General features: G+C 61.4%; 11 protein-coding genes. 3 read left to right on the top strand and 8 right to left on the bottom strand.

Annotated elements, in window-relative coordinates:
- Positions 1-20 precede the first annotated feature (20 nt).
- The gene (gene cyoA, locus ABIE40_RS19815) at positions 21-1,205 is read right to left on the bottom strand and encodes a ubiquinol oxidase subunit II (RefSeq protein WP_112712352.1); all 1,185 of its coding nucleotides are present in this window, start codon (positions 1,203-1,205) and stop codon (positions 21-23) included.
- Between the two features lie 379 nt (positions 1,206-1,584).
- On the opposite strand from cyoA, the gene ABIE40_RS19810 reads away from it, so the two are divergent.
- From ABIE40_RS19810 to ABIE40_RS19800, 3 genes are all read left to right on the top strand, one after another.
- Complete coding sequence (locus ABIE40_RS19810) at positions 1,585-2,913, top strand: MFS transporter (protein WP_112712350.1); 1,329 nt, start codon at positions 1,585-1,587, stop codon at positions 2,911-2,913.
- Positions 2,914-3,029: 116 nt separating this feature from the next.
- Positions 3,030-3,494, top strand: a complete 465-nt coding sequence (locus ABIE40_RS19805; RefSeq protein WP_199625431.1) for a ParC-related protein — start codon at positions 3,030-3,032, stop codon at positions 3,492-3,494.
- Positions 3,491-3,784, top strand: coding sequence for a type II toxin-antitoxin system RelE/ParE family toxin (locus ABIE40_RS19800; RefSeq protein ID WP_199625430.1), 294 nt, complete (start codon positions 3,491-3,493; stop codon positions 3,782-3,784). The genes ABIE40_RS19805 and ABIE40_RS19800 overlap by 4 nt, the downstream gene beginning before the upstream one ends.
- Before the next feature lie 6 nt (positions 3,785-3,790).
- Here the strand turns inward: ABIE40_RS19800 and ABIE40_RS19795 are convergent, their stop codons facing one another.
- The 7 genes from ABIE40_RS19795 to ABIE40_RS19765 all read right to left on the bottom strand — a co-directional run bounded on the left by ABIE40_RS19795 (position 3,791) and on the right by ABIE40_RS19765 (position 13,119).
- Positions 3,791-4,258 carry a cyclic nucleotide-binding domain-containing protein gene (locus tag ABIE40_RS19795; RefSeq protein WP_112712346.1) on the bottom strand — a complete coding sequence of 156 codons (468 nt, stop codon included), beginning with the start codon at positions 4,256-4,258 and terminating at the stop codon, positions 3,791-3,793.
- A gap of 108 nt (positions 4,259-4,366) precedes the next feature.
- Positions 4,367-7,081, bottom strand: coding sequence for an ABC transporter transmembrane domain-containing protein (locus ABIE40_RS19790; RefSeq protein WP_199625429.1), 2,715 nt, complete (start codon positions 7,079-7,081; stop codon positions 4,367-4,369).
- 182 nt (positions 7,082-7,263) lie between these two features.
- Entirely contained in the window at positions 7,264-8,397 is a 1,134-nt protein-coding gene (locus ABIE40_RS19785; protein ID WP_199625428.1) for a glycosyltransferase family protein, read from the bottom strand.
- Positions 8,394-9,641 carry a glycosyltransferase family 4 protein gene (locus tag ABIE40_RS19780; RefSeq protein WP_199625427.1) on the bottom strand — a complete coding sequence of 416 codons (1,248 nt, stop codon included), beginning with the start codon at positions 9,639-9,641 and terminating at the stop codon, positions 8,394-8,396. Before ABIE40_RS19780 ends, ABIE40_RS19785 begins: the two co-directional genes overlap by 4 nt.
- A gap of 11 nt (positions 9,642-9,652) precedes the next feature.
- Positions 9,653-10,861 carry a glycosyltransferase family protein gene (locus ABIE40_RS19775; protein ID WP_112712338.1) on the bottom strand — a complete coding sequence of 403 codons (1,209 nt, stop codon included), beginning with the start codon at positions 10,859-10,861 and terminating at the stop codon, positions 9,653-9,655.
- 87 nt (positions 10,862-10,948) lie between these two features.
- On the bottom strand, positions 10,949-12,121 hold the full coding sequence (locus tag ABIE40_RS19770; RefSeq protein ID WP_199625426.1) for an ABC transporter permease: 1,173 nt from the start codon (positions 12,119-12,121) through the stop codon (positions 10,949-10,951).
- Complete coding sequence (locus tag ABIE40_RS19765) at positions 12,121-13,119, bottom strand: ABC transporter permease (RefSeq protein WP_199625425.1); 999 nt, start codon at positions 13,117-13,119, stop codon at positions 12,121-12,123. The genes ABIE40_RS19770 and ABIE40_RS19765 overlap by 1 nt, the downstream gene beginning before the upstream one ends.
- Position 13,120: the final 1 nt, after the last annotated feature.

The raw sequence follows: 13,120 nt of genomic DNA, 5'->3' as shown, positions 1-13,120 counted from the left end.
AGCGACGCAAAGCGCCAGGTTTAATTGTTGCTCGGCTGGGCCGGTGCCGGATCGCCGCTGCCGTGGTTCATGCCCGGCATCGAATGGCCGTCGTGGCCGCTGCCGCTCATGTCCATACCGGGCATGTTCTGCATGTCCTGCTGATTGCCGTTTGCAGCATCTGCCGGCTTCTGATCGCCGGAAGCAGGGGTCGCGGCCGCGGGGACTGCTTCGGCTTCTGCGCCATGGCCTTCGCCGACGTGGCGGTTGTCATATTCCAGCTTTTCGCGGTTCTCGGCGCTTTCCTTGCCGCCGCCGCCCATCATGTCGATATGCATCATATCGCTCATGCACATCTTGCCCGGCGTGGCGCAGAGGTTGAGGATCGCCTGGTAGAGGTCCTTGTCGGCGGTCGCGTAGTAGCGGACCGGCTCGCGCTCGGACGGCTTTTCAAGCTTGAGATAGGCGTCACGGTTCAGCGCCGTGCCCTGGCTCTTCACCTTGGCGACCCAATCGTCGAAGCCCTGCTGGTTCAGGCCATGGAACTTGAAGCGCATATGCGAGAAGCCTTCGCCGCTGTAATTGGCGGAAAAGCCCTCATACTCGCCTTCCTTGTTGATGACGGCATGAAGCTGCGTCTGCATGCCGGGCATCGCGTAGATCTGGCCGGCAAGTGCGGGAATGTAGAAGGAGTTCATGACCGAGGATGCGGTGATCCTGAAATTGATCGGCACATCGACAGGCGCTGCCAGCTCGTTGACCGTCGCAATGCCGAGTTCCGGATAGAAGAACAGCCACTTCCAATCGAGCGCGACGACTTCGACAGTCATCGGCTTGACGTTTTCGGGGATGCTGCGCTCGGCATCGATGCGATCGAGCGGACGGTAAGGATCGAGCTTGTGAGTCGAAATCCAGGTGATGGCGCCAAGGGCGATGATGATGGCCAGCGGTGCCGACCAGATAACCACTTCCAGCCGTGTCGAGTGATGCCATTCCGGATCATAGGTCGCTGCCGTATTCGAACGCCGGTAACGCCAGGCGAAGAAGAACGTCAGGAACAGGACCGGCACGATGATCAGCAGCATCAGGAAGGTGGAGACCAGAATGAGGTCTGCCTGCTGACTTGCGATATCGCCCGACGGCGACATCACGACCATATTGCATCCTGCCAGCATCATCAGCGGCAACACGGATAGAAGGCGGGAAAACTTCACGAGTTTTTGCACGTCTCTAAGCTCTTGTTGTTTCGTCCAAACCGCGACTAAAGCACTGAACCTGATGGCAACATGAGGTGTTTGGTCGCACTGCAGCAAACATGCCGCAGCGCGGCAAAGAATGTAAGGCGCTACGGCGTTGAAATCCTGATAAGTTTCGGAAGGATTTGGCCCCGGCGCATGCTTTTGTGCGGCATAATATATCCGCGAAAACGAAAACGGCCACTTGAAAGGCCGCGAATCGGGCGATCACGCCCAATTTCTCATCCACATCTAATTTTGAGAATGGATGATGAACTATTTACGTCCGTCAGACTTGATAACCTTGCAGGTTTGATCAAGATCGTCTTGAGGCGCTTTGCCGCAAGCGTCTCGACGAGGGAGGCGTTGAATGACTGCAGCACACTATGGACCATCGTCCACGACACTCGAACGTGACGCAAGACAGATTCATGCCGGCGAAAAGGTTTCGCCCGGAAGTATTGCCCTTGGCGTCATCATCGGGCGAATGTCCGAATTCTTCGATTTCTTTGTTTATGGCCTGGCCTCTGTCCTGGTCTTCCCGCAGCTGATCTTTCCCTTTGCACCGGACAGGCTGACGGGGACGCTCTATTCGTTCGCGATCTTTTCGCTGGCCTTCCTGGCGCGTCCGGTCGGCTCCGTCGTCTTCATGACGATCGACCGATTCTATGGCCGCGGCACGAAGCTGACGATCGCGCTGTTCCTGCTCGGCGGCTCGACCGCTTCGATCGCGTTCCTGCCCGGCTATAACGAGATCGGCTATTGGGCGATCGCGCTTCTGGCGCTCTTCCGGCTCGGCCAGGGCTTCGCGCTCGGTGGCGCCTGGGATGGTCTCGCCTCGCTTCTGGCGCTGAACGCGCCGCAGAACAAGCGCGGCTGGTACGCGATGATCCCGCAGCTCGGTGCGCCGATCGGCTTCGCGCTGGCGAGCACTATCTTCGGCTTCTTCATCGCCAATCTCTCCAATGAGGATTTCCTCTCCTGGGGCTGGCGCTATCCGTTCTTTGTGGCCTTCGCGATCAATGTCGTGGCGCTCTTTGCGCGCCTGCGTCTGGTCATGACGCAGGAGTTCGGCACGCTTCTGGAACAGCACGAACTTGAAGCCGCGCCGATCGGCAAGGTTCTGAAAATACACGGCCGCGATATCCTGATCGGTGCCTTCGTGCCGCTCGCGAGCTTCGCGATGTTCCACCTCGTAACGATCTTCCCGCTCGGCTGGATGAGCCTCTACGGCACGCAGCCGCTCGACACTTTCATGGTGGTACAGATCATCGGCGCGCTTGTCGGTATCGTCGCGATCATCGCGTCGGGCCTGATCGCCGACCGAATCGGCCGCCGTGCCCAGCTTGCCGTCTGTGCGGTGCTAATCGCGATCTTCTCCTTCGTCGGTCCGATGCTGATCGCTTCGGGCGATGCCGGCCAGGACGCCTTCGTCATCATCGGCTTCGGCGTGCTCGGCCTGTCCTTCGGCCAGGCGACCGGCTCGATCTCCTCGCGCTTCGGCCGCGGCTACCGCTACACGGGTGCCGCCTTCACCTCCGACCTCGCCTGGCTGGTCGGCGCCGGCTTTGCGCCGCTGGTGGCGCTCAGCCTCTCCAGCAGCTTCGGCCTGACCTTCGTCGGCTACTACCTGCTCTCAGGCGCCATCTGCACGCTGGCAGCGCTCGCCTTCAGCAGGGCGCTGGAGCAGCGGGAATAGGTTAGAGACGGCGCCAGATCGATTCGAAAAGCCCGGTTTCAACCGGGCTTTTTATTGATCGATGCGTTGCAAATTATAATTGATTGCATATCCTTCTCTACGAAGGAGATGCCGCCATGACCCGTTCCACGATCGACCATGCGACGCTCGCGCAGCTGGCGGGGGCCGGTGCCATCGACAAGACGCTTGTCGTCGGCCAGACCGGCGGCTGGTCCATCGTCGTGCGCTACGGAAAGAGCGAGCATCCGCTTGCGGCGCAGCGCAGCCGTCAGGTCAGGCTCTTCAAGAAGATGGAGACGCTGGTGTCCTATCTCAGGGATGTCGGCATCTCGCAGTTCGACGTCGATGCCAGCGATTATGCCGCCGAGCCCGCCAAGCGTCCCGATCGCGCCGACGCTCTGAAGCGCGCGCATGAGGCGGCCGAGCATGACCGGTGGTTTCGCGAGCAGGTCCGGATCGGTCTTCGCGAAGCGGACGATCCGAATACGGTCTGGATCAGCAATGAGGACATGGAGAAGGAATGGGAGGAGATGCGTGTCGAGCTTGAAGCCCGGATCGCCGCGCAAGAGGGCAAGGCGTGATTGTCAAATGGACCGCACAGGCTCGCAAGGATCGCAATCGCCAACTTCTCTACATCGCCGACAAGAACCCTCGCGCGGCAATCACACAGGGTGATCTTATCTATCGCAACGTCGCTATCCTGCGGGAGCATCCCCAAATGGGGCGGCCGGGACGTGAGCCCGCAACGCGCGAGCTTGTTGTCCTCCACACGCCATTTGTCATCATCTATCGCATCGATGAAAAGGCGCAGCAGATCGACATTCTACGCCTGCTTCACGGCGCCCAGCAATGGCCGCCGGAAGAGGAGTGAGGCTGGTTAGCGAGCGACGGCTTCCGGCTGCTTGGCGCGGGCGGCGGTCAGTTCGGCGGTCGTGTGGTTCAGGCGGTCTGCCAGCACGCGCATGATCTCGACGGCCATTTCAGGGAAGTCGCTCAGGAGCTTCAGGAAGTGTTCCTTGCTGATGCGCAGGACTTCCAGGCCCGAGGTGGCGCGGACGGTTGCCGTGCGCGAGACGTCGCAGAGAATGGCGATTTCGCCGACGATGGAATTGAGCTCGACATCGGCAACCTTGATGTCGCCGGCGGGCGAGTGGACGAGAATATCGGCCGTGCCAGAGAGGATCACATAGGCTGCGTCGCCGGGATCGCCCTGGTGGAAGAGGTTCTGACCGGCCTTGTAGGTCATCCGGTCGGAGGTGAACGCCAAAAGCTTGAGTTTCGCCGGAGCGATCCTGGAAAAGATCGGCACCCGTCGCAGCATTTCGACTTCATCTCTCAACAGCATGAGCGTTTTACCCCCTGCCGCGCCTCCTCGCCAAAGGAGATCGCGCTTTTTAAAACTCTACCAGGCATTCCCTCGCAAGAATGCCGTCTCAGCCGCCCCAATAGATTATTACGATAACAGTTCCTTGAACATAGTGTTTTTCTCCGAAAGTTCCGGATAGCCACCGGCTTCGGCAAGGCCGCCGCGCTCGAACAGCAGGATCCGGTCGAAGATTTCCGCCAGCCGGGCATTGGAGAGCACGAAGATGATCGCGGGCCGCTTGCCCACTTCATGCAGCCCGGTCACGACGTTGCGAATGATCTGGTCCTGGACGCGCTGGTCGAGTGCCAGCAGCGGCCGGTTGAAGATGAAATAGTCCGAGCGCTTCAAGAGCGTGCGGGCCATATTGACCTTCTGGCGCTGGACCATCGTCAGGCGCTTGCCGCCGGAACCGACGTCGAATTCCATGCCGATCGACAGCACGTCGTCGTAGAGATCGAGCTGATCGAAGAGCTCGCCCATGATCAACCGGATCTGGTCGGAGGCATCGGCCTGCTGATAGGCGATGCGGCCGAAGAGCACGTTGTCCATCAAGCTTGCCGATGCGGTGAAGCGCTCGGGATCGTAGCGCTCGATCAGGGCCGAGAGGTCGTCGGGAATATGCTCGTGGAACTGCTTGCGGGCCGAAACGATCTTCGCCATCAGCTCGTCGGTCAGCAGACCAAAACGGTGGCGGGGCTCGATATAGGCGAAGCTTAGCCGGATGATGCTCGAGCGTTCTTCCGCCGTCGCATCCTCGAATTTCCGGCTTGTCAGTTTCTGGAGCAGCGCCTGATAGGTCGGAATGTCATCCGCCGTCATGAAGGTCAGCTGCTGGAAGAACGGGTGGTCCGGCGGCAGGTCATGGAAGAGTTCGACGGCGTTTTCCGCGATCTCGAGACCCATGGCGTAGAGATCGTTGCTGAGCCCGGTATCCCGGAACAGCTGCTGGAAATAGGGATGCGCCGCCAGCCGGCGGTTGGTCATCATCGGCCGCTTCATCGTGCCGAATAGCAGGTTTTCGCCGACCGTCGCCTGCGGATTGTAGGCGTCGAAATCGAAGGGAACGACGATCGTATCGAGGTTCTCTTCCTTGAGGCGGTCACGCAGCGCGAGTCGCAGATCGACGATGCGGTCGGCCAGGACGACATGCACGGATGTATCGACCGAGGAGCGCAAGGCGAGGTCGAGGATATCCTGTGAGATCATCACCGCGTCGAGAACCGGGCGGATCGCCTTCAGCAGGTCTTCGGGCCCGTTGGCGCCGGCGGCATTGTAATCCACCCAGTCGCTGTTCAGGTCGAATGTCGGATTGCCGGCGCGCAGCGCCTCGGCATTGCGCCACTTGAGTTCGAGCGCCTTCTGCGAGTCGTAGCCTGGATCGGTCAGCGGCGCGTGCTTGAGCCCGTAAAGCAGGTTGTCGCGCAGCGTGCCGTGGAAGAAATAGGTGTCCGACGAAGCATAGGAGATGCGCCGGCCCGTCACCGATTCCGGCATGTCGAGAAGGTCGCGCCCGTCGATGCTGATGCGGCCGGAATCCGGCCAGACGATGCGCCCGAGCGCTTCGGCAAAGGCTTCCGCGCCGCTGCCGTTCGGCCCGACGATTGCGACCGTTTCGTTCGGCTTGATCTCGACCGAGACGTGATCGACAAGACGCGCGCCGCTGTCGTCGCTGACGGCGAGATTGGTGACGACGAGAGCCGCGGTCAGCGGGCCGACGACGTCGCCCGGAATTTCCTGGATCTTGCTGTCGATCAGCGGCTCGACGTTGAACTGTTCGTAGACCTGCTGGTACTTGACCTGCACGTCCTGACGCATCTGGTCCCAGTCGATCAGTTCCTTCAGCGGGCCGGGAAGGTCCTTGTAGGCCGAGATGACGGCGACGAGCTGACCGATATCGAGCCGTCCCTGCAGCGCCAGATAACCGCCGATCGCGTAGAACAGGAAAGGCGTGACCTGGGCCAGGAAGTTGTTCAGGAACTTGACCAGGAACTTCCACTGATAGAGGTCGTAGCGGATCTTGAAGATCAGCCCGAGGCGCGACGCGATGTCGGCGCGCTCGAGATTCGACGTATCGTTGCCATGGATGGTGCCGATGCCATCGACGATTTCGCCGACGCGGCCGGAGAGTTCGCGGGCGGTCAGCTGGCGCTGGCGGCCGAGATCCAGAAGCCGCTTTCTCATCCGCGGAATAACGATGGCCTGCACACCGACGATACCGGCGGCGATCATGCCGAGCCAGAAATTCTGGACGATGATGAAGGCGAGCGCCGTCAGCGCCTGGCCGCCGAGCAGCGCCGGGGAAACGAAGGCGTCGCCGGTAAAGCCGCCCATCGGCTCCACCTCGTCCTTGATCATCGTCGCGATTTCGGCCGACTTCACCTTCTTGAAGTGCGACGGCGGGAAACGCAGGACGCGGTCGATCAGCTGGAAGCGGATGCGGCGCAGCATGCGCTCGCCAAGGCGGCCCTTGTACGTGTTGATGTAGAACTTGAAGAGGCCGTTCAGCACCACCAGCGCCAGGAATACCAGGCTCAGCGCCATCAGCATCTGCAGGCGGTTCAGCTGGATGCCCTGGAAGAGCTCGACATGCCCGATCAGCGGCAGGTCGTAGGACAGGTGCATGAAGGTCTGCGTCGCATTGGCATTGTCGAAGCCGTCACCCTGGATCGGTCCGTTGACGATCTGCTTCGGCAGATCGAAGGACAGGAAGTAGGGGATCATCGACGCCGCAACGACCGCCAGAATCCAGAGCTGCTGGAGGCGGGTGTTCGACCAGATATAGCGGGCGAGGCTCTTTTCCATTGCTAACCGTCAGCCTGATGGGAGGGTCCGGAGACGTTCGAGGAGGGAGATTCGGGAAACAGGATCATGCCGCCGGACCGCCGGATATCGTAACGAAAACAAGGCGAAGCGGACTGCCGTCGAAAAGCCGATTCTGCCGGAAATTCGTTTATATCACAGGACTTTCATAAAGTGCGAGCAATTCAGCCGAGCATCGTGCGAATGATCGCAGCTGTGGTCTCCGCGCCAGCCAAATCCAGCGTGGCCGCTTTGCGCGGCGGCGCATCCATCGCTTCTGCAACGGCTGCGGCGACATGCGCTGCGGTCAATCCGGTTTCCGGCAAGATGCCCGCGAGCCCCATCGCCTTCAGCCGCTCGGCCCGTACCGTCTGTTCGGTTTCTCCACCGGCGACGAAGGGGATGAGGATCGCCCGGCAATCGGTGCGCAGGAGGTCGCCGACGGTGTTATAGCCCGCCTGCGAGATCGAGACCTTGGCGCCCTTCAGCAGCGAAGGGAAATCCTTGCGGAAGCGCACGAGGGTGACATTGGCGGGCGCATCGTCCTGCAGAGACTGAAAATCGGCCTCCGGCAGGTTGGGTCCCGATATCAGCAGCCAGCGGTATTCTGCGGGCAGGGAGCGCGCCGCATCCCTGGCCGCGCGGATCAGCTCCAGCCCGACGGCTCCGCCGCCTGCTGAGGCGATGATGTCGAAGCGTTCGGCCGGATCGGCCGCCGGTGGCGGCGCGACCATACCGGTATAGCGGACCTTGCCGGCGATCTCCGGTGTCAGCGGAAACGTGTCTTCCAGGCGGACGAAATCGGGATCGCCGTGAACGAGGACGGCATCGAAATGCTCCTGCACCAGCTTCACGGTTTCCTCATCGCGGCCAGCCTTGCGATTTTCCTGCAGGATGTCACGCACCGAGCTGAAGAGTTTTGGCCGCGGATTGGCTGCAGCGATGGCATCGAGCAGGGGCAGCAGTTCGAAGCGCATCTGGCGGCGACCGAAGGGGAAGGCTTCGATGATGACGGCGTCGGGCTTGGCGTTCGCGAATGCGGCGAGCAGCTGGTCGCGACGCGCGTTGAGGAAATCTTCCGTTGCCGGATTGCCGTTGGCATCCGCGAGGCCGGAGAAACCGGCATTGCTGGCAACGACCGCCGGCAAGGCGATGGTCTTCAAGCCTTCGGCCGGGAAGCCAGGCACTGGCAGGCCGCCGGTCACGACGGTGACGTCGAAGCCATCCTTCGCCATCGCATTGGCGATGCGGCTGGCACGAGCGATATGGCCGATGCCGAGCAGATGCTGGACGTAGAAGAAAACGCGTTTGGCGCTCATGGGTCCTTCCGCCATTCGTCTTCGAAAAGCTGTGTCAGCTGCGCGATGCTGGAGTGATAGTCGAATTGCGCCCGCACCCGCTGCTCGGCGGCATCGCCCAGCCGCTTGCGCAGCGCCGGATCGCGGATCGCCCTTTCAAGGGCTGCCGCCAGGGCCTTCGGATCTTCCGGCGGAACGACGAGGCCGTTCTCGCCATCCGTCAGCAGCTCGGGTACGCCGGAAATATTGGTGGAGAGGCAGGCGAGCCGCTGGCTTGATGCCTCGACGAGGACATTCGGCAGGCCATCGCGGTCGCCATTGGCGGCGATGCGGCAGGCGAGCACGAAGAGATCGGCGCGGCGGTAGTGGTCCAGCACGTCTTCCTGCGCGAGCGCGCCTTTCCAGGCGATACGCTTGCCGAGACCGAGCTCATTGGCGAGGGACTTCAGCTTCGACAGCTCCTCGCCGCCGCCGATGTGGTCCAGCCGCCAGTTGAGCTCCTTTGGCAGAAGCGCAAGTGCCCGTAGCAGGATGTCGTAACCCTTCTTCTCGACAGCGCGGCCGACGCTGAGCAGGAAAACCGGATCATTGGCCGACGAGCCGTCCCACACCGAACGCTCGCCGGCAAAATGGCCGAAGCGGGCGAGGTCGAGCCCGTGATAGCTGAGATGCACCGCATCCGGGCGGCTGGTCAGCGTGCGCATATGCTCGTAGCCGGTGCGCGTGCACGTCACCGCCCAGCGGGCGCTCGAGAGCTTCTCGTTCAACTCCCAATCCGGCGACGTCCAGATATCCTTGGCGTGCGCCGAAACCGTCCAGGGTGTGCCGGTCAGGATGCTTGCATATTCCGTGACGGATGCCGGAGTGTGGATGAAATGGGCATGCAGCCAGCGGCCGTTGTCGGGCCATTCGCGGGCGAGCACTAGCGCCTGGCCGAGACGGCGGAAGCGGTTGCGGGAGATATCGCGCGGGAGGTCGGCCATGAAGCGCTTCATCAACGCGCCGAAACCCGCCTTGCCGAACCCGGCAAACAGACCCTTCATAACGCGGAGCGGCTCTTCATGCAGATATTCCGGCAGGTAGACCACGCGCGCGTTGATCTCGTCGTGGACAGGATGCCGCTTCTTGTCGGTCGGCCGGCGCATGGAAATCAGCGTCAGGTCGAAGCCGGCCTTCTCGAGGCCGAGCAGTTCCTGCGCGATGAAGGTTTCCGAAAGGCGTGGATAGCCCTTCAGCACGACAAGGATCTTCCGGCGTTCTGGCAAGGCTGTTGTCTTCACTCTGCGCCGACGAGGGAAAGGTGGCCGCCGCGGTTGTCGAGCCAGTGGCCGACTGTCTCCGAGATGTGATCAAGGCCTTCGAGGCGCATGTTGCAGCCGCTTTTCGACGGCGGCAGGCGGCTCGGAAGGCGCTTCAGCGCCTCGGCCATCACAGCCGGATTGGCCGATTGATCCGGCAGCAGCATATCGACAAGGCCGAGTTCGCTAGCGCGCTGGGCGCGCAGCAGCTGCTCTTCGCGCGGCTTGACGCGCGGCACGATCAGCGCCGGCTTGTCGAAGGACAGGATCTCGCAATAGGTGTTGTAGCCGCCCATGGCGACGACAGCGGTTGCCCCTGCGATCAGTTCTTCCATGTGATTGTCGAATTCGATGACCTCGATCGCCGCGATCTTCTCGCCCTTCTTGACGAGCTTGGTGCGTTCCGCCGCGGGCATATAGGGGCCGAGGACGACGAGCGCCTTCTGCTGCAGCGTCTGGTCCTGTTCGTAGGCGTTCATCACGTCATGGACGAGATCTGAGCCATCGCCGCCACCGCCGGTGGTCACCAGGATATAGTTGTCCTTCGGCGTGTTCAGCGACTTCTTGCTCTTGGAGACGCTGCGCTGCAGGAAGCCGACGAAATCCATCTTGCGGCGGACATTGGCGGGAACGTCGAGACCAACGAGCGGATCGTAGAAATCCGGCGGGCCATAGACCCAGACGCTATCGTAATACTGATCGATCTTCTGCATGATGCCGTTGCGCTTCCACTCGGCGTCGAGCAGATGCGGGGCGTCCATGATTTCGCGCAGGCCAAGCACCAGCGTCGTGCCGCGGGCCTTGAGATAGGCAAGCGTATCCTCGACTTCGCCCTTCAGGCCCATGGGCTCCTTGTCGACGATGAAGATATCCGGCTGGAAGGTTTCCGCCGTGTGGCGGATGCTCGATTCGCGCATCTTCAGCGTATCCTGAAGATCGATATGGCTCGCCATCGACGTATATTCGCCGTTGCGAAGCTTGATGACGCTCGGGATCTTCACGAAATCGACGCGGGCGCGGTAATCGAAGGCGCCGGCGATCGTGGCGCCGGAGATGATCAGGATGTTCAGGCCGCGATAATCCTCGACCAGCGCATGGGCGATGGTCCGGCAGCGGCGCAGGTGGCCGAGACCGAACGTATCGTGGCTGTACATCAGGATGCGCGCGTCTTCGACACGTCTGGCCATGGGCAATACCTCTGGGGCGAACGACATTATCGCCCCCGCTTTCCGGAGGCCGCGCGACAGCGGATCAGACAGCCGCCGGGCGCCCTGTTATTTGTAGGGGTCTGCTGCATCGCGCAAGCCGTCTCCCAGAAAGTTGAAGGCTAAAATGACGAGAACCACCGGAATAATCGGAAAAAGCAGCCAAGGGTAGAAGGCAATCACACTTACGCTTTTTGCTTCCGTGAGCAAGATGCCCCAGCTGGTGATCGGCGGGCGCAGACCAAGGCCGAGGAAGGACAGGGCCGTCTCGCCGAGGATCATGCCGGGAATGGAAATGGTAGCCGACGCAATGAGATGCGACATGAAACCGGGCACCAGATGGCGGCCGATGATGCGCGGGGTGCTGGCGCCCATCAGCTGCGCCGCCTGCACATAATCTTCCTCGCGGAGCGCCAAAAGCTTGGACCGGACGGCGCGCGCCAGTCCCGTCCAGTCGATGATGCCGAGAATGACCGTGATGCCGAAATAGATGACGATCGGGCTCCAGGTCACCGGCATGATGGCGGCGAGCGCCATCCAGAGCGGCAGGCTCGGCAGCGATTGCAGCACCTCGATCATGCGCTGGACGATGAGGTCGAAGACACCGCCGCGATAGCCGGCCAGACCGCCGATGACGATACCGAGCACGAAGCTGATGGTGATGCCGATCAGGCCGATGGTCAGCGAGATACGGGCGCCGTAGAGGATGCGCGAGAGCACGTCGCGGCCGAGACGGTCGGTGCCGAGCAGATACATCTGGCCGCCTTCGGCCGGGCAGACGAGGTGCAGGTTGGAATCCACCAGACCCCAGAAACGATAGGCGTCGCCGCGGCAAAAGAAGCGGATCGGCTGAATATCGTTGGGCTTCTCGGTATAGATGCGGCGCAGCGTATCGATATCGAGCTGCATCGAGCGGCCATAGACGAACGGGCCGACGAACTCGCCCTTGTCGAAGAAATGTACCCGCTGCGGCGGCGAATGGATGTAATCGACATTGCGGCTGTGAAGGCCATAAGGCGCCAGGAATTCAACGATCAGGATCGCGAAATAGACGAAGGCGAGGAAGATGCCGGAGATCAGCGCCAGGCGGTGCTGCTTGAACTTCCACCACATCAGCTGCTTCTGTGAAGCAAGGTGGATGCGCGACTGCGCAGAGGTCATCGTCTCCTGCGCATGCGGATCGAACGGCGTGGTCGAGACAAAATGCTCCAGGGGCGCACCGGGCGGCGGCAAGGGCGACATTATTTGGTGCTCCTGCCTTGCAAGCGGATGCGGGGATCGAGGAAGCCGAGCGCGATATCCGAGATCAGCACGCCGATGACGTTCAGGAACGCGAGGAACATCAGGAACGACCCGGCGAGATACATGTCCTGGCTTTGCAGCGCCTTGACCAGCATCGGTCCCGTCGTCTCAAGCGAGAGAACAATAGCGACAATTTCGGCGCCCGAGATGATCGACGGCAGGATCGAGCCGATATCGGCGACGAAGAAGTTCAGCGCCATGCGCAGCGGATATTTGATCAGCGCCCGGGTCGGGTGCAGGCCCTTGGCGCGCGCCGTCGTCACATATTGCTTCTGCATCTCGTCGAGCAGATTGGCGCGCAGGCGGCGGATCATGCCCGCTGTTCCCGCAGTGCCGACGATGATCACGGGAATCCAGAGATGCGCAAGGATCGATTTCGCCTTCTCCCAGCTCATCGGCTCGTTCAGATATTGCTGGTCCATCAGGTGGCCGATCGACAGCCCGAACCAGACATTGGCGAAATACATCAGGATCAGCGCCAGCATGAAATTCGGAATGGCGATACCGAGCAGACCGAAAAAGGTCAGGCCGTAGTCGCCCCAGCTATACTGATGGGTGGCCGAGTAGATGCCGATCGGGAAGGCGATCAGCCAGGTGACGAGGATCGTCGTGAAGGAGACGAGGATCGTCAGCCACAACCGGTCGCCAACGACATCCGAGACCGGAAGCTGGTATTCGAACGAGTATCCAAAATCGCCATGCAGCATGCCGCCGACCCAGTAGAAGTAACGGACGATCTCCGGCTTGTCGAAGCCGTATTGCTTCCGGAGTTCCTCGATTTCCTGCAGGTTGGCGGTCTCGCCCTGGGCGCGCAGTTCGGCGATCTGGCTTTCGAAGAAGTCGCCCGGCGGTAGTTCGATGATGGTGAAGACCAGCGCCGAGATCACGAAGAGCGTCGGCACCATGGCGGCGATGCGCCAGAGGATATATCTCAGCATC

This window comes from Rhizobium sp. OAE497 (genome assembly GCF_040546565.1).
Classification (GTDB): domain Bacteria; phylum Pseudomonadota; class Alphaproteobacteria; order Rhizobiales; family Rhizobiaceae; genus Rhizobium.
This window is presented reverse-complemented; position numbering and strand designations above follow the sequence as displayed.

Excerpts from the sequence above, each read along its gene's own strand:
- ABIE40_RS19810 (WP_112712350.1), top strand. The coding sequence starts at position 1,585 with ATGACTGCAGCACACTATGGACCATCGTCCACGACACTCGAACGTGAC.
- ABIE40_RS19805 (WP_199625431.1), top strand. The coding sequence starts at position 3,030 with ATGACCCGTTCCACGATCGACCATGCGACGCTCGCGCAGCTGGCGGGG.
- ABIE40_RS19795 (WP_112712346.1), bottom strand. The coding sequence starts at position 4,258 with ATGCTGTTGAGAGATGAAGTCGAAATGCTGCGACGGGTGCCGATCTTT.
- ABIE40_RS19790 (WP_199625429.1), bottom strand. The coding sequence starts at position 7,081 with ATGGAAAAGAGCCTCGCCCGCTATATCTGGTCGAACACCCGCCTCCAG.
- ABIE40_RS19785 (WP_199625428.1), bottom strand. The coding sequence starts at position 8,397 with ATGAGCGCCAAACGCGTTTTCTTCTACGTCCAGCATCTGCTCGGCATC.
- ABIE40_RS19775 (WP_112712338.1), bottom strand. The coding sequence starts at position 10,861 with ATGGCCAGACGTGTCGAAGACGCGCGCATCCTGATGTACAGCCACGAT.
- ABIE40_RS19770 (WP_199625426.1), bottom strand. The coding sequence starts at position 12,121 with ATGTCGCCCTTGCCGCCGCCCGGTGCGCCCCTGGAGCATTTTGTCTCG.
- ABIE40_RS19765 (WP_199625425.1), bottom strand. The coding sequence starts at position 13,119 with ATGCTGAGATATATCCTCTGGCGCATCGCCGCCATGGTGCCGACGCTC.